Origin of the sequence: Actinomyces glycerinitolerans (assembly GCF_900098745.1) — a bacterium.
Lineage (GTDB): Bacteria > Actinomycetota > Actinomycetes > Actinomycetales > Actinomycetaceae > Actinomyces > Actinomyces glycerinitolerans.
In genome coordinates this window covers 1-15,290 of sequence record NZ_FQTT01000011.1, presented here as the reverse complement: position 1 = coordinate 15,290, position 15,290 = coordinate 1, and the positions used below count along the sequence as shown (strand labels likewise).

Sequence of the window (15,290 nt, the reverse complement as noted above, 5' to 3'; positions counted from 1 at the left end):
CAACAGCTTTTGACGAATCTATTTATGTAAGCCTAGTCTTTCGTTTGCAGGTCAGGCTCATCTACTATGTAGAAGGCTTGACTAACGTATCCAGTATGTGAAGGAAGCCGCCAGCATGGCCCATGCCCCGTTTCAGGACCGCCCCGCGCCCCCGCCGGTCCGCGGCGCCGTTGCGCTCGGTGCGCTACTGCTGCTGCTGACCGGGCTGGTATCCGGGCTGTGGCCGACGGCGCACGCGGCCGAGTCCGATACGGACTACGACTCCTGGTCGGCGGTGGCACAGGCCATTTCCACCGAGCTCGACGTCGCCGCCGACTCCTACGCCTCGGGCGACACCTCCGGGGCCGCCGCCGCCTTCCAGCGCGCCTACAACTCCGGCTACGTCGCCTCCAACCTGCAGGTCGTCACCACCGACAACCTCGGCGCCGACGTCGTGTCCGAGCAGCAGCAGGCCTTCACCGACCTGCGACAGGCGGCCTACGCCACCGGCAACCAGGAGACCATAGACTCCGGCGTCACCGACCTGTCCGACTCCCTGACGGGCACCACCGCTCAGCTCGACGAGCTGGCCGACCTGGCCGACCCGCGCACCTACGCCGCCGATCAGGCCGCCACCATCGCCACTCAGCGGGCCGAGCTCCAGGCCAACAAGACCCGCGTCAACGAGGGGCGTGGCGAGCGCAGCTGGGCCGAGGTCGCCGCCGAGATGAACGAACTCATCGACGCCGGCGTGGACAAGGCCGCCGCCGGCGACCGCGAGGGCGGGGCCGCCGACGTCAACAACGCCTACTACGGCTACTACGAGAAGCTCGGCTTCGAGAAGACCGTCATGTCCGCCATCTCCGGCGACCGCGTCTCCGAGGTGGAGAACCAGTTCAAGGTCGTGCGCAAGGCCATGGTGGGTGGCGGCGACATCGAGACGATCACCGCCGACGCCGAGACCCTCAAGGGCTACCTGACCGAGGACGCCGCCACCCTGGACGGCGGGGCCGCCGAGAACATCAGCCCCGTCAAGGCCTTCCTCACCGGCTCCTTCGGGCAGGCCTTCCTGATTCTGCTGCGCGAGGGCCTGGAGGCCATCCTGGTGGTCGCCGCCGTCATCGCCTACCTGCTCAAGGCCGGCATGCGGGACCGGGTCAAGTACATCTACGCCGGCCTGATACTGGGGCTGGCGGGCTCCGGCGTGGTGGCGCTGCTGTTCGCCTGGCTGTACGACTCCGCCTCCGCCCACCAGGAGATCCTCGAGGGCGTGGTGGCGCTGATCGCCATGGTCATGCTGCTGTTCACCTCCAACTGGATGCTGTCCAAGTCATCGGTGGCCTCCTGGAACCGCTACATCAAGGACAAGACCGAGGCCTCCATCTCCGACGGCGGCTTCTGGGCGCTGGCGTCCCTGTCATTCCTCGCGGTCTTCCGCGAGGGCGCGGAGACGGTCATGTTCTACGAGGCGTTGTTCACCATGGACCCCTCCGGCTCGGCCAGTATCTGGCAGGGCTTCGCCGCCGGAGCGGCGGTGCTCGTGGTCATCTTCCTACTCATCCGCTTCACCAGCGTGAGGATTCCGCTGCGGCCCTTCTTCGCCATCACGAGTTTCCTCATGGCCGTCCTCGTCGTGATCTTCGCCGGCGGCGGCGCCCACGCCCTCATCGAGGGCGACATCATCCCGGCAACCTACCTACCGGGGTGGCCCACGTACGACTACCTGGGCCTGTACCCCTACCGGGAGACCCTCCTGTTCCAGGCCTTCATGGCCGCGCTCGTCATCGTCCTGTCCGCCGTGTCCGTGCTGCGTCACCGCCGGGTCGACGCCGCCCGGGCCGCCGCGGACGCGGACACCGACGCCGCGGCCGAGACGGCCGGGGCAACCGAATAAGAAACCCACCAACCGCAAAGGAAGACACCCCATGCGATCCCTCAAACTCGTCAGTGCGGCGGGCGCGCTCGTCCTCGCCGGGACCCTCGGCCTGGCCGCCTGCTCCTCCTCCGACGACGCCGCCGACACCTCTACCGACGCTGCCACCGAGGCGGCCGCGGACGCCGGCAACGACGCCGGATTCGAGGAGTTCAACGTCAACGACTCCCAAGTGGACCAGGAGGCCGAGGACCAGATCAGCGTCAACCTGGTCTACTTCCAGCCGGTCGATATGGAGCCCGCCGGCGCCGCCGGCCTGGCCGCCTCCGACGCCAGCTTCCACATGGAGGCCGACGTCAGTGCCCTGGCCGACAACACCCTCGGTTACGGTGCCGGTGACTTCGTGCCCGGCCTGACCGTGGACTACTCCATCGCCCCGGCCGACGGCTCCGGCGAGGCCGTGGAGGGCACCTTCATGCAGATGAACGCCTCCGACGGCCCCCACTACGGCGCCAACATCGCCCTGGAGGAGGCCGGCCAGTACACGGTCACCATCACCATCCACAGCCCGGAGGAGAACGGCTGGGTGCTGCACACCGACCCCGAGACCGGTGTCGAGGGCCGCTTCTGGAACGAGCCCATCGAGCTCACCTGGGACTGGGACTACACCCCCATGGAGTGGTGACCCCGCGGTGACGGCGCCGCCGTCACGTGGCCCGCAGGCACGGGCGTACATGCACAGCTGACCGGTATCGAGAGGAGAGTACGCGGAGTGTTGGAGCGCTTTGTTTCCGTAGTCGGAGGGGCCACCCTGCCCTTCCTGCTGTACGCCGCTCTGGCCGCCCTGCTGACGCCCGCCGTCGTTGAGGGCTGGACGCGCTCGGGCCGCTGGCGCCTGGCCTCCGCCCTGACCGGTACTGCTGCCGGACTCGTCTTCGCCGTCCTGCGGGCCACCGCCGTCATCGACCGGCGCACGGTCGTCAACATCCCCACCCTCGTCGCCTGTGTGGCGATCGACGCGGCCCTGATCGTCGTACTCGCGCTGCTGGTGCGCCGCCCCACCTGGGGCGCGGACGGTCGGCTGGGTGCGGTCGCCCATCCGGTCGCCTGCCTGGCGGTCGGCCTGGCGTTCTTCCGCGCCGTCCCGAACGTGGTGCTGGGGCTGACCGCCTTCATCGAGCCGGGCGAGGAGGTCCTGTCCTCCGAAATGCTGCTGCGCGTCCTCGGATTCATCGGCGGCTGGGTGGCCGTGGCCCTACTCGCCTTCATCTACTACCGCACGGCCCGCCGCGCCCCGGTGCGTCCCACCCGCGTGACCCTACTGGTCTTCGCGTTCGTGTTCGGGGCGATGCACCTGGCGGAGCTGGCGCGGGTACTGCAGTCCACCCACCTGATCCGCCTGAGCGGATCCGCCTTTCGCGCCATGACCTGGGCCACCAACAATGCGGGCGGGATCATCCTGCTCGCGGCGGCCGCCGTGTGGCTCGTGCCCATGGGGTTCGCCCTGGTCCGAGCGGTCGGGCGCACCCCGGCGCAGTCCAATCCGGCCCGCACCCGCGCCCTGCGCGCCGAGCGGCGCCGCTCGCGCCGTTGGGTGCTCGCCTCGGGGCTCGGCTTCGCCGCACTGGTGGCCACCCGGACCGTCGCCGTCGCCAAGGTCAACGAGGTTCCCACCCTGTCCGATCCCGAACCCTACGAGCGCTCCCAAGATGCCGCCGTCGTGTCCGCCACCCTCCTGGCCGACGGCCACCTGCACCGCTTCGCCTACGAGGCCTCCGGCGGCACCGAGGTCCGCTTCATCATGATTCTGAAGAACGGCGGCGCCTATGGGGTGGGACTGGACGCCTGCGAGTCCTGCGGGCCGGCCGGCTACTACGAGCGCGACGGCAAGATCATCTGCAAGCGCTGCGACGTGGCCATCAACCCCGCCACCATCGGCTTCAAGGGCGGCTGCAACCCCATCCCCATCGACTTCACCGTCGCCGACGGCGCCGTATCCGTGCCCCTTTCCGCCCTGGAGGACAGCGCGGAGGTGTTCGCCTGACGTGTTCTTCGCCCGCCTACTGCACCGCTCCTTCACCCGCCAACTGTGGCGCCGCTCCCTGGTCGGTCTGACCGTGGCGCTTTGCGCCTCCATCTCCGTGGCCATGCTCGGCGTCGTGCTCGACGTCGGCGACAAGCTGAACGCCGAGCTGACCGCCTACGGCTCCAACATCGTGGTCCAGCCCAAGGCCGACGCCGTCGTCTCCAGCCTGTACGAGACCGAGGAGACCACCGAGGCCACCGCCTTCATCGACGAGGCCGAGGTGCCGAACATCAAGACGATCTTCTGGGCCTACAACATCGTCGACTTCGCCGCCGAGCTCACCGGCCGCGTCGACGTGGCCTCCGCCTCCGCCCAGGCGCAGGATCTGGCCATCACCGGCACCTGGTTCGACAAGGAGCTGAATCTGTCCACCGGGCAGACCACCACCGCTGGAGTCACCACCCTGCGCTCCTGGTGGACCCTGGAGGGCGCCTGGCCCGCCGACGACGCCGACGAGGCGGTCGTCGGCTCCACCCTCGCCCAGCGTCTGGGCGTCACCACCGGCGACACCCTCACCCTGTCCACCGCGAGCGGCGAGCGGGCCCTGACCGTCACCGGCGTGTACACCTCCGGCGACGATGACGACGACTCCCTGTACGCCCCGCTGGCAGTGGTTCAGGAACTCACCGGGCACGTCGGTCAGGTCGACGAGGTGGAGGTCAAGGCGCTGACCACCCCGGAGAACGACCTGTCGCGCAAGGCGGCCCGCAACCCCAATGTGCTGTCCGCCTCCGAGTGGGAGACCTGGTACTGCACGGCCTACGCTTCCTCCATCACCTACCAGATCGAGGAGGTCATGCCCGGCGCCGTCGCCAAGCAGGTGCGCCAGGTGGCGGCCGTCGAGGGCAAGGTGCTGGAGAAGACTCAGGCGCTGATGATCCTCATGACCGCTCTCAGCCTGGTCGCCGCGGTGCTGGCCGTCGCCTCCCTGACCAACGCCTCCCTGGTGGAGCGCACCAGCGAGTTCGCCCTGCTCAAGGCGGTGGGCGCCTCCTCCGCCTCCATCAACCGGCTGATCCTGGCCGAGACCGCCGTCATCGGGGTTATCGGCACGGCCGTCGGCGCGGCGGCCGGATCCGGGATCGCCCAACTGATCGGGCGGGTGGTCTTCGGCTCCTCCATCACCATGCGGCCCATGGTGTACGTGCTGGTGTCGGTGCTGGTGGCGCTGGTGCTGGTGATCGCCACCGCCTCCTCATTGCGGACCATCCTGCGGATTCAGCCGGCAACCGCCCTGCACAAGCGGTGAGGAGGAACATGAGTACTCGCTCCGGCATCGGCCGGCCCATGACCAATCGACGCATGTTCGCCACCATGCTCATCGGCGCCATGCTGCGGCGCCGCTCCCGCGCCCTGTCCGCGATCGGCTCATCCGTGGTGGGCGCCGCCACCCTGTTCTGCCTGGCCTCCATCTGCCTGGCCGTACCCGCCCAGATGAGTGCCGAGATGCGCCAGTACGGCGCCAACCTGATCGTCACCCCCATTGACGCCGAGGCGGCTTCAACCACGAATGACTCCGCCACGACAGCCGCCACGGACGCGGCCGCCGCGACGGCGAACGCCGACGGGGCGGGGGAGAGCCCGACCTCGACCGCACGCATCAGCGCCGCCGACTTGGCGCTGGTGGACGCCGCCGTCGCCGCGGCCACCGACACCACCACCGAGCAGCTGGCCACCGCCGCCTACCGCTACGAGACCATCCGCATCAACCGTTCCCCCTACCTGCTGGCCGGCATCGACGTCGACGCCGTGCGCGCGCTCAACGGCCACTGGGAGATCGACGGCGACTGGCCGCAGGCCGGGCAGGTGCTGATCGGGCTCAATGTGGCCGAGAACGCCGGGTTGAAGATCGGCTCCACCGTCAACGCCGAGTACCTGTCCAGCGACAACCTCGCCTCCGTCGGGGAGGGCGACGGCGATGCCGGGGCCTCGGCCTCCAGCTCGGCGACCGCCGCCACCGGCGACCCGGCCAAGTCCGATGAGACCGCCGCGGGCCAGGCCCAGTGGCGGGTGTCCGGCATCGTCGACACCGGCGGGGAGGAGGACGACATCGTCTACGTCCCCACCGCCGCGCTCGAGTCGCTCACCGGCACCGTCGACGCCGGCTACGACGTGGTGGAGTTCTCCGTCGACACCTCCGCCGCCGGCGTGGATGAGGCCGCCGCCGCGGTGACCGATTCCGACGCCGCCGGACGCGTGGCCGCCCAGCCGGTCTCCAAGATCTCCAGCGGGGACACCCGCATCATCACCATGCTCAACACCCTGTTCTGGGTGGTGGCCGTGGTGGTGCTGGGCCTGACGCTGGTGGGGGTGTCCACCACCATGACCGTCGTCGTGGCCGAACGCCGCAACGAGATCGGCCTGCGCAAGGCGCTGGGCGCCTCCGGGGGGTCCATCGCCACCGAGTTCTTCGCCGAGGCGGCCCTGCTGGGACTGATCGGCGGGCTGGTCGGCACCGCCATCGGTTATGGGCTGGCCGTCGCCGTCGGCCTGGGTGTGTTCGACCGCCCCATCGGCTTCAGTTGGTGGCTGGCGGCCGCCTCCGTCGCATTGACTACGCTGGTCGCCGTCGTTGCCTCATACTCTCCGGTGCGCCGCGCCTCGCGCATCGACCCCGCGCTCGTCCTCAGAGAGGAATGACATGACCGACACGCTCACCGCGCCGCGGACCGGCTCGCCGGACCAGGGCGCCGATGTGCTGCTCGAACTGCAGCACGTGTCCAAGATCTACGGCGACCTGCACGCCGTCGACGACCTCAGCCTGCAGGTGCCGCGCGGGCAGTGGCTGTCCGTCGTCGGCTCCTCCGGCTCCGGCAAGACCACCCTGATGAACATCATCGGCTGCATGGACACGCCCACCCGCGGCTCCGTGCTCCTGGACGGGCGCGAACTCGGGCGGCTCAACGCCTCCCAGCTGACCGACATCCGTAAGCACGTCATCGGCCTGGTCTTCCAACAGTTTCATCTGATCCCACACCTGACCGCCATTGAGAACGTCATGGTCGCGCAGTACTACCACTCCATGACCGATGAGAAGGAGGCGCTGGCGGCCCTGGAGAACGTGGGCCTGGGGGAGCGCGCCCACCACCTGCCCTCCCAGCTGTCCGGCGGCGAGCAGCAGCGCGTGTGCATCGCCCGCGCACTGATCAACCATCCGCAGCTCGTACTCGCCGACGAGCCCACCGGCAACCTCGACGAGGCCAACGAGCAGCTGGTCCTGGACATCTTCGCCCGCCTGCACGCCGCCGGCACCACCCTGATCGTGGTCACCCACGACGCCCACGTCGCCTCCTGCGGACAGCGCCAGATCCTGCTCAACCACGGGCGCCTGGTGGGGGAGAAGCACAACGTCGGCGGTGCCGGGCGCCGCGAGAGCGACATGCTCGACTTCGGACAGGGCGAGCCGGACACCCGGGCGGGCGACGCCTCCGCGCTCCGCGGCGAGGAGGCGCAGTCATGAGGCGGCGCGCGCTGGCCGCCGTCGGCGCCGTTCTTGCCACCGCCGGCCTGACCGGCTGCGGTGGCGGGGAGGTCACTCCCGCGCAGGACGAGTACGCCGGCCGCGCCCAGACCGAGAACCCGACGGCGCAGCCCGCCACCACCGCCGGAGCGGAGGCGCCCACCGCCTCCGCCACCCCCACCGGGGGCCCCTACGCCGACGGCGAGTACACCGTCAGCGAGGCCTACGGGGTGGTGGACGACGTGGTGGAGGAGGACTCCATCGACGTCACCCTCAGCCTGCAGGGCGGCTACATCACCGACGTGTCCGTCACCGGGCACGCCCTGACCGGCACGTCCAAGAACTACATGGCGGACTTCGTGGAGGAGATCGACGACGCGGTGGTCGGCCGCAGCATCGAGGACGCGCACGTGACCGCCCTGGCCGGGGCGTCCAAGACCTCCGCGGCCTTCAACGACGCCGTCGACGCCATCGCCGCCCAGGCCGCCGAGGCCTCCCGATAACGAAACGCGCGGGCGGCGGGAGAGGTTGGGGCTCGGCTACCATCCGCGGCCCTCGTGCCTCGGGCCGCTCCCGCCAGCCCCGCCACGCCTTCGCCCCAACCTCTCCCGCCGGTTGCGTGCCGCGCAGCCGTCCGCGAAGCCACATGGGAAACACTCGGGCTGCCCGTTACGCTGGTGTCATGCCGCAGTTCGAACCCGCCAGCGCCGCCGACGCCCCCGCAGCCCCGGCTCCGGTGGACGTCGACCGCGTCATGGACTGCGTGCGTCGCCTGGGCCTGCGCTTCTTCCTCGACGATGAGGGCGACGTCGGTATCCCCTGGCGCTACGTCACCGTCCACGCCATCTTCCAGGGCGACCGCGCCCTGCAGCTGCGCGGCGTGTGGCACCGCATCGCCGACACCGAGCACCTGGCTGAACTGCGCCGCCTGGTGGAGGACTGGAACGCCACCCGCATCGGTCCCAAGGCCTACCTGACGATTGCCGACGGCGGCGTGGTGCGGCTGCACGGGGAGGTCACCTATCCGCTGGGCGCCGGCATGACCGACGCGCAGCTCGAGGACTTCATCTTCACCGGCTGCCGGCTCATCGTCGCCCTCATGCGGGAGGCGGAGGATGTCTTCCCGGACCCCATCCGCGGAAGGCTGGAGCCATGAGCCGTCGGCCCGGCCGGCGTTGGACCGGTTTTATCGCCCGCCTGTTCGGCAAGTCCTGGGATGAGCGCGTTCCCGGCGACCAGGACAACCCGCCCGACGTGCGGCAAATCCACCGCGAGGGCGGGCGTCGGCTGCGCCACCCCGGGCCGGTGGACCTGTCCGACTTCGACATCGACTACCCCGAGCGCGTCGACACCCGAGCCGACTCGCAGTCCGGCTCGGCGCAGGTCGCCCGCGGCCGCGGGCTCGACAACGGCGAATTGCCCACCCCACTGACCCTGGATCGCATCGAGGCCATGCTCACCGGTCCGATGGGCTACGGGGTGCGCCGGCACCGCGAGGATGGCCACGTATGCCTGCTGGGCACTTGGGACGGCTTCCCCTTCGTCATTGAGATTCCCGAGGGCCACGACGACTGGCTGCTGGTGTCCGGCGACTGGGAGAAGCCGGCCGGTGGGAGCGAACGCGACGAGCTGGCGGCCTCCGTCAACGACTGGAACCGCGACAAGTACTTCCCGACCGTCGCCCTCGTGGACACTCCGGCCGGCCCGCTGGTGCGTGCCACCTACCTGGTGGGGATGGAGCCGGGCGTCACCGACGCTCAGCTGCGCCTGCATCTGGACACCGCCCTGTCCTCCTGCACCCAGGCCCTCAGCCGGGTCCAACCCCTGCTGCCCGAGCTGTGAGCGCCCAGATCCCGCCGGTGCAGGTGGCGGTGGTCGGTCCCACCGCCACCGGTAAATCCGAGCTCGCCCTGGACCTGGCCGATGCCCTGGGCGGGGCGGCCGAGATGGTCAACGCCGATGCCTTCCAGCTCTACCGCGGCATGGACATCGGCACCGCCAAGCTCCCCTTCGCCGAGCGCCGCGGCTACCCCCACCACCAACTCGACGTGCTGGACGTGCGCCAGGAGGCCAGCGTCGCCGGCTACCAGTTCCATGCCCGCGCCGACCTAAAGGGCATCACCGAGCGCGGCAACCGGGCCGTCATCGTGGGCGGCTCCGGGCTGTACGTGCGCGCCGTCACCGACGCCCTGGACTTTCCCGGCACCGACCCCCGGCTGCGTGCCGCGCTGGAGGAACGCGCCCGAGTCGAGGGCACCGCCGCTCTGCGGCAGGAGCTGCAACGGGTGGACCCGGAAGCCGCCGCGCGCATTGAGCCGGGCAACACGCGGCGCATTGTGCGCGCCCTGGAGGTGGTGCGGCTCACCGGCCGTCCCTTCTCCGCCTCGCTGCCCCGCTACGCCGACCTCGTCCCCACCGTGCACCTGGCGCTGCGCTGGGACCGCGACGTCCTGAACCGGCGCATCGACGTGCGCGCCGAGACCATGTTCGCCTCCGGCCTGCTGGAGGAGACTGCCGGCCTGCTCGAGGACGGCCTGCGGGAGGGCCCGACCGCGCCGCGCGCCATCGGCTACGCCCAGGCCATCGCCGTACTCGACGGCCGCATGTCACGATCGGAGGCGGTCGCCGCCACTGCCGCCGCCACCCGCAAACTCGCCTCCCGGCAGCTGAAGTGGTTCCGCCGCGACCCGCGCGTGCACTGGCTCGACGTCGCCGCCAACGGGGTCACCTGGGCGAGTGGGGAGCGTGCGCGCATCGTCGCCGAAGCCGCCCGCCTCGTGCAGGCGGCGGAGACCCACGCCCGGGCCGGACAGTGACAGCTCCGGTTAGGCAATAGGGTGACCCCATGACCATTGCCCCCGGCCTGGCCGGCCGCACCCTCATCAAGGGCCACGCCGCCGGCTCCGACCTCCTGCTGCTCGTCGACCCCGAGCGGGAGGCCGCCTTCACCGCCGCCGACGTCGCCGCAGTCTGCGACCCGCACACGGGCCTGGGCGCCGACGGCCTGGTACGGGTAGTGCGCACCGCCGCCCTGCCCGGAACCGGGGCGTTCCGCGCCGCCGTCCCCGAGGCCGAATGGTTCCTGGACTACTACCGCCCCGACGGCGCCCCCACGGCCGGCGCCGCACCCACCTACGGCGACGCCTGCCGCCTGCTGGCCGCCGTACTGGACGCCGAGGGCCTGGTGTCCCTCGCCGACGGCGCTGCCATCACCATCGGCACCCGCGGCGGTGCCCGCACCGTCACCCGCCTGGGCGAGTTGTGGGCCGTCGACGTCGGCCCCGCTCACCTGGCGGAGGTGACCGATCCGGCCGCGGACGCCGCCGCGGAGGGCTGGGACACCGCCGTGTCGATCCCGGGCCTGGCCGGGGAACGGGCCGCCCTCAGCCTGAACCTGTCGGGCCGGCACGCCGTCGTCGCCGTCGAGCAGGAGGCCGAGTTGGATGCCGCCGAGCTTGGCGATCCCGCCGCGAGCGAGTCGATCGCCTACACTCCGGCGCCGCTAACGCCTCCGACCCTGGAACTGTTGGTGCCGCTTGGCGAACACGCCGACCCGGAGACCGGCACCACCGTCGGTCGTGCCCGCGTGCGCGTGTTGACGCCGGGCGTTGGGGAGGTGCGCGCCAGCGCCGAGGCCAGCTGCGCGGCGGCGCTGGCCCTGCATGAATGGACCGGTAACGGTGCGCCCGCGGACTATCTGCTGCGCCTGCCCGGCGGCGAGGTCGGCGTGCACGTTGGCGCCGCCCCGCTCACCGACGGCGCCTCCCCGGTACTCACCGGACCGGTGAACCTGGTCGGGCGGATCACCCTTGCTTGAGCGCACGGCGGCCCCCGCCCCGGCCACCGTGAACACCGCCCGCCCCACGCCCGGCGGAGGAGCCGGCCCGGCGACCATCGCCACCACCGGACTGATGCTGTTCGCCCTGTTCTTCGGCGCCGGCAACCTGGTTTTTCCACCGGTCCTGGGCGCGTCGGCCGGCGCACACCTGCCCGCCGTGTTGGTCGGGTTCCTGGCCACCGGGGTGGTGGCGCCGCTGGCGGCCGTGGTTGCCGTGTCCACCTCCGGAGAGGGGATCGTGGGCCTGGCCCGGCGCGTGGGGCCGCGCTTCGGTGCGCTGATGCCGCTGGCGGTCTACCTGTCCATCGGTCCGCTGTACGCGGTGCCGCGGGTGGCCACCGTCTCCTATGAGCTGGCCATTCGCCCGCTGCTGGGCCTGGCAGGGGTCGACGCGGGCCACTGGGCGCTGCCGGCCCATGCGGCAGTCTTCTTCACTGCGTCTGTGGCGGTGGCGGCCCGGCCCAGCCACCTGGCCGACACGATCGGCCGCTGGCTCACCCCCGCGCTGCTGGCGCTGATCGCCGTGCTGTGCACGGTGGTGGTCGCCTCCCAGCCGGTGGTGACGCGTTCAGCCGCGCCGGACTACGCCGCCGCTCCCGTCGCCACCGGGCTCACCCGCGGCTACTTGACCATGGACGTGCTGGCGGCAACCGTCTTCGGCATCGTGGTCATCACCACGCTGCACGGCCGGGGCCTGCGCACCCCGCGCGCGGTGGTGCGGGCCACCGCCGCCTCCGGGGCCCTGGCCGCGGGCCTGCTGGCAGCGGTGTATGTGGGGCTGGCCCTGATCGGTGAGCGCACCCCGGGCGCCGCCGACGACGGCACCGCCCTGCTGCGTGCGGCCGCGGCCCGGGCACTGGGCGACTGGGGGGTAGTGATCTTCGCGGCCATCGTGTTGCTGGCCTGCCTGACCACCAGCGTGGGGCTGCTGTCCGCCTGGGCCGGTTACGCCACGGCGGCGCCGCCCGCCCTGCCGGTCCCGGCGCGGCTGCGCCCGCATGCGCAACTGCTGGCCGGCGCGGTCATCTCCTTCGGCCTGGCCAACCTGGGCCTGCGCGCCATGATCGCGGTCATCACGCCGGTGACGCTGCTGCTGTATCCCGTGGCGATCACGCTGGTGCTGGTCGCGCTCATCGACGCCGTCGCCCCCGGACACCTCCGGGCCGCCTACCGGGTGCCAGTGGGCGTGGCCGGGCTGCTGGGGCTGGTTGCGGCCCTGGCCGGCTTCGGGGTGGATGCTCCCGCACAGCTGCTGGCGGCCACCGGCCACTGGAATGACACCACCGGTTGGATCCTGCCTACGCTCGTGGCCGGCGCCCTGGGGATTGCTGCGGACCTGCGCTCCGGGCGCTGGGGTCGCACCGCCTCCGGGCACTGATGGAGCACCGCCTGCCCAGGGGATACGGGCACCTGCGGGAGTTCGCCCAGGGATTGGTGTCAACACACCGGCCGTTTGACTATAGCCGTGGCGGCCTACTCCCCGTAGGCTGGGGCGGTGTCCGCGCGTGGCGGGCGCACCCGAAAACGGGAGGGAATCCAGGTGGCACGCAGCGCTGAGAGCGTCGACCTTCTCAAGTGCTCCTTCTGTGGCAAGAGTCAGAAGCAGGTCAAGAAGCTCATCGCGGGACCAGGCGTCTACATCTGCGACGAGTGCATCGAACTGTGCAACGAGATCATTGATGAGGAACTGGGCGCGTCCAGCTCCGGTGTCCCGCTCGAACTGCCCAAGCCGCAGGAGATCTTCGACTTCCTGAACCAGTACGTCATCGGCCAGGAAGACGCCAAGCGCGCCATGAGCGTGGCCGTATACAACCACTACAAGCGCGTCCAGATGCGTGAGCGTGCTGTCGCCGAGGGGGACGGGCTGGAGCTGGGCAAGTCCAACATCCTGCTGCTGGGGCCCACCGGCACCGGCAAGACACACCTGGCCCGTACCCTGGCCCGCCTGCTGGACGTGCCCTTCGCGATTGTCGACGCCACCGCCCTGACCGAGGCCGGCTACGTGGGCGAGGACGTGGAGAACATCCTCCTCAAGCTCATCCAGGCCGCAGACGGCGACGTCAAGCGCGCCGAGAAGGGCATCATCTACATCGACGAGATCGACAAGATCGGCCGCAAGGCGGAGAATCCCTCCATCACCCGCGACGTGTCCGGGGAGGGCGTGCAGCAGGCCCTGCTGAAGATCATCGAGGGCACCACCGCGTCGGTGCCGCCGGGCGGCGGACGCAAGCACCCCCACCAGGAGTTCCTGGAGATCGACACCACGAACATCCTGTTTATCGCCGCCGGCGCCTTCTCCGGCATCGAGGAGATCGTCCGCCAACGCCGTCGCCGCGAGGCCGGCGCCCAGAACGTGGGCTTCGGTGCCACTCTTGCCAAGGAGCAGGGTGAGGACGTGTTCGCCACGCCGGTGCGTCCCGAGGACCTGCACAAGTTCGGGCTCATCCCCGAGTTCATCGGTCGGCTGCCGGTGATCGCCACCGTGCACGACCTGGGCGTGGACGAGTTGGTGCGGGTGCTGACCGAACCGAAGAACGCCCTACTGACCCAGTACAAGTACCTGTTCAGCCTCGACGGTGTGGAACTGGAGTTGACGGACGAGGCCATCCGGGCCATTGCCACCCTCGCACTGGAGCGCAAGACCGGTGCTCGCGGGCTGACCAGTATCGTGGAGGAGGTGCTCGGGCAGGCCATGTTCGAGGTGCCCTCCATGCCGGAGGTCGGCCGCGTCGTCGTCGACGCCGACGCCGTGCGTGGCATCGGCAGCCCCCGTTACGAGCACGGCAGCGGCACACTGTCGGCCACCTCCAAGGGCAGGACCCGCACCGCATGAGCAGCCAGCCGCCGCAGCCGCAGGCAGGACCGGGGGCGCCGTCGGGCGCGCCCGCCCCGGTGCCGCCGCAGCTGGCGGCCTACCGGGCCACCATTGACAACCTCGACGCCGCCCTCATCCACCTGTTGGCGGAGCGCTTCCGCTGCACCCGGCAGGTGGGCCGGCTCAAGGCGGAACTACACCTGCCACCCTCGGATCCGGCTCGTGAAGAGCAGCAGGTGGCCCGGCTGCGGGCGCTCGCGGAGGAGGCGGGCCTGGACCCGGTGTTCGCCGAGAAGTTCTTCGCCTTCATCGTCGCCGAGGTGATCCGCCACCACGAGGCCATCCGGGACGGCAAAGAAGGAGACGAGTGAGCCTTTCCCGGCTCCCATGCGTCCTTCGTGGGGCGCAGAACCGATAGGACTGACGGCGGCTTTCCGAGTTCTTCGTGCTTGAGGGTACCCTGGGCTGTCGGTGGTGGTTGGCGCGCGTGTCCCGGTAGCGCGGCACGTGGCGCGATTGGTGGGAGTGCGCGTTGGCTGGGAGAGCGCGCGGTGGATCATGCCCGACGGTTCGCGCCCTCGCCCGACGGTTCGCGTGTTGCGGTCGGCGATTCGGCAGTTCCTGCGACGGTTCGTGGGGTAGATGCCCGAACCAGCTAGAAGACCGGGACGCGCCGGGCTGAAGCACTACGTTCGCGTCGATGACCCGTTATGTGCCCGGTGGTGGTGATGCTCACCCCGCCCCTATGTATGTGTTGCACGACCCGGGGCCGCGTTCCACGACCTTGGTGTGTGTTGCACGACCACCCCGGGGTCGTGGAATGTGCACCAGGGTCGTGCAGTGTCGCCCAGGGTCGTGCAAAGACACCGCCCCCGCGGGCCGCCGGTCCAAAGCACGAGCTCTGGGCGTGGGCGTGGTGTCGACGATCAGACCTGACTCCTGACAGGTCGCTGGGGTGATCGGGGTTTTTCGTTGGTGTGGTGCGGTTGGGTTGGTGGTTGTGGGGCACTAATCCGGTGGGCGGTAGAGTGATGGTGTGTGAGCCCGTATGTTCGTAAGGTGCGTACCGCTTCTGGTGCTACGGCGGTGCAGATCGTGGCTAAGGAGCACGGGGTGCGCCGGGTTGTGGAGCACCTGGGCTCGGCGCACGATGAGGCGGAGCTGGCGGCCCTGATTCAGGCTGGGCGGGAGAAGATCCGGGGAGGCCAGGGGGGTGCTGGACCTGGCCGGCCTGACACC

Annotated in this window: 14 protein-coding genes and 1 pseudogene; all 15 read left to right on the top strand. The window is 70.5% G+C overall.

Translation table 11 applies throughout. The annotated features are described in order from the left end of the window. The first annotated feature begins 115 nt into the window (after positions 1-115). Positions 116-1,873 carry an FTR1 family iron permease gene (locus ACGLYG10_RS08585; RefSeq protein ID WP_083565801.1) on the top strand — a complete coding sequence of 586 codons (1,758 nt, stop codon included), beginning with the start codon at positions 116-118 and terminating at the stop codon, positions 1,871-1,873. A 31-nt stretch (positions 1,874-1,904) separates the two neighbouring features. After that, complete coding sequence (locus tag ACGLYG10_RS08580) at positions 1,905-2,537, top strand: iron transporter (RefSeq protein ID WP_073330610.1); 633 nt, start codon at positions 1,905-1,907, stop codon at positions 2,535-2,537. An 87-nt stretch (positions 2,538-2,624) separates the two neighbouring features. Then, positions 2,625-3,896: a DUF2318 domain-containing protein gene (locus ACGLYG10_RS08575; RefSeq protein WP_073330600.1), complete on the top strand. Its 1,272-nt coding sequence runs from the start codon at positions 2,625-2,627 to the stop codon at positions 3,894-3,896. Between the two features lies 1 nt (position 3,897). Continuing rightward, positions 3,898-5,187 carry an ABC transporter permease gene (locus tag ACGLYG10_RS08570; RefSeq protein WP_073330597.1) on the top strand — a complete coding sequence of 430 codons (1,290 nt, stop codon included), beginning with the start codon at positions 3,898-3,900 and terminating at the stop codon, positions 5,185-5,187. A gap of 8 nt (positions 5,188-5,195) precedes the next feature. After that, complete coding sequence (locus ACGLYG10_RS16860; RefSeq protein ID WP_211483006.1) at positions 5,196-6,578, top strand: ABC transporter permease; 1,383 nt, start codon at positions 5,196-5,198, stop codon at positions 6,576-6,578. Between the two features lies 1 nt (position 6,579). Beyond that, positions 6,580-7,398: an ABC transporter ATP-binding protein gene (locus ACGLYG10_RS08560; protein ID WP_083565800.1), complete on the top strand. Its 819-nt coding sequence runs from the start codon at positions 6,580-6,582 to the stop codon at positions 7,396-7,398. Next, positions 7,395-7,901 carry an FMN-binding protein gene (locus tag ACGLYG10_RS08555; RefSeq protein ID WP_073330594.1) on the top strand — a complete coding sequence of 169 codons (507 nt, stop codon included), beginning with the start codon at positions 7,395-7,397 and terminating at the stop codon, positions 7,899-7,901. Before ACGLYG10_RS08560 ends, ACGLYG10_RS08555 begins: the two co-directional genes overlap by 4 nt. Positions 7,902-8,080: 179 nt before the next feature. Further along, positions 8,081-8,554 carry a YbjN domain-containing protein gene (locus ACGLYG10_RS08545; RefSeq protein ID WP_073330589.1) on the top strand — a complete coding sequence of 158 codons (474 nt, stop codon included), beginning with the start codon at positions 8,081-8,083 and terminating at the stop codon, positions 8,552-8,554. Then, complete coding sequence (locus ACGLYG10_RS08540) at positions 8,551-9,240, top strand: type III secretion system chaperone family protein (protein ID WP_073330586.1); 690 nt, start codon at positions 8,551-8,553, stop codon at positions 9,238-9,240. The genes ACGLYG10_RS08545 and ACGLYG10_RS08540 overlap by 4 nt, the downstream gene beginning before the upstream one ends. Beyond that, positions 9,237-10,214 (top strand): tRNA (adenosine(37)-N6)-dimethylallyltransferase MiaA, encoded by a 978-nt coding sequence (miaA, locus tag ACGLYG10_RS08535; RefSeq protein ID WP_139240924.1) that lies wholly within the window; start codon positions 9,237-9,239, stop codon positions 10,212-10,214. Before ACGLYG10_RS08540 ends, miaA begins: the two co-directional genes overlap by 4 nt. Before the next feature lie 29 nt (positions 10,215-10,243). After that, positions 10,244-11,215 (top strand): diaminopimelate epimerase, encoded by a 972-nt coding sequence (locus tag ACGLYG10_RS08530; protein WP_073330584.1) that lies wholly within the window; start codon positions 10,244-10,246, stop codon positions 11,213-11,215. A 28-nt stretch (positions 11,216-11,243) separates the two neighbouring features. Continuing rightward, complete coding sequence (gene brnQ / locus ACGLYG10_RS08525) at positions 11,244-12,614, top strand: branched-chain amino acid transport system II carrier protein (protein ID WP_073331327.1); 1,371 nt, start codon at positions 11,244-11,246, stop codon at positions 12,612-12,614. Positions 12,615-12,776: 162 nt separating this feature from the next. Further along, on the top strand, positions 12,777-14,069 hold the full coding sequence (clpX, locus tag ACGLYG10_RS08520; protein WP_073330582.1) for an ATP-dependent Clp protease ATP-binding subunit ClpX: 1,293 nt from the start codon (positions 12,777-12,779) through the stop codon (positions 14,067-14,069). Continuing rightward, positions 14,066-14,422 carry a chorismate mutase gene (locus ACGLYG10_RS08515; protein ID WP_083565799.1) on the top strand — a complete coding sequence of 119 codons (357 nt, stop codon included), beginning with the start codon at positions 14,066-14,068 and terminating at the stop codon, positions 14,420-14,422. Before clpX ends, ACGLYG10_RS08515 begins: the two co-directional genes overlap by 4 nt. 667 nt (positions 14,423-15,089) lie before the next feature. Next, positions 15,090-15,290 (top strand): annotated as a pseudogene (locus ACGLYG10_RS16370) (hypothetical protein); the annotation flags it as partial.

Excerpts from the sequence above, each read along its gene's own strand:
- ACGLYG10_RS08585 (WP_083565801.1), top strand. The coding sequence starts at position 116 with ATGGCCCATGCCCCGTTTCAGGACCGCCCCGCGCCCCCGCCGGTCCGC.
- ACGLYG10_RS08580 (WP_073330610.1), top strand. The coding sequence starts at position 1,905 with ATGCGATCCCTCAAACTCGTCAGTGCGGCGGGCGCGCTCGTCCTCGCC.
- ACGLYG10_RS16860 (WP_211483006.1), top strand. The coding sequence starts at position 5,196 with ATGAGTACTCGCTCCGGCATCGGCCGGCCCATGACCAATCGACGCATG.
- ACGLYG10_RS08560 (WP_083565800.1), top strand. The coding sequence starts at position 6,580 with ATGACCGACACGCTCACCGCGCCGCGGACCGGCTCGCCGGACCAGGGC.
- ACGLYG10_RS08555 (WP_073330594.1), top strand. The coding sequence starts at position 7,395 with ATGAGGCGGCGCGCGCTGGCCGCCGTCGGCGCCGTTCTTGCCACCGCC.
- ACGLYG10_RS08545 (WP_073330589.1), top strand. The coding sequence starts at position 8,081 with ATGCCGCAGTTCGAACCCGCCAGCGCCGCCGACGCCCCCGCAGCCCCG.
- ACGLYG10_RS08540 (WP_073330586.1), top strand. The coding sequence starts at position 8,551 with ATGAGCCGTCGGCCCGGCCGGCGTTGGACCGGTTTTATCGCCCGCCTG.
- ACGLYG10_RS08530 (WP_073330584.1), top strand. The coding sequence starts at position 10,244 with ATGACCATTGCCCCCGGCCTGGCCGGCCGCACCCTCATCAAGGGCCAC.
- ACGLYG10_RS08515 (WP_083565799.1), top strand. The coding sequence starts at position 14,066 with ATGAGCAGCCAGCCGCCGCAGCCGCAGGCAGGACCGGGGGCGCCGTCG.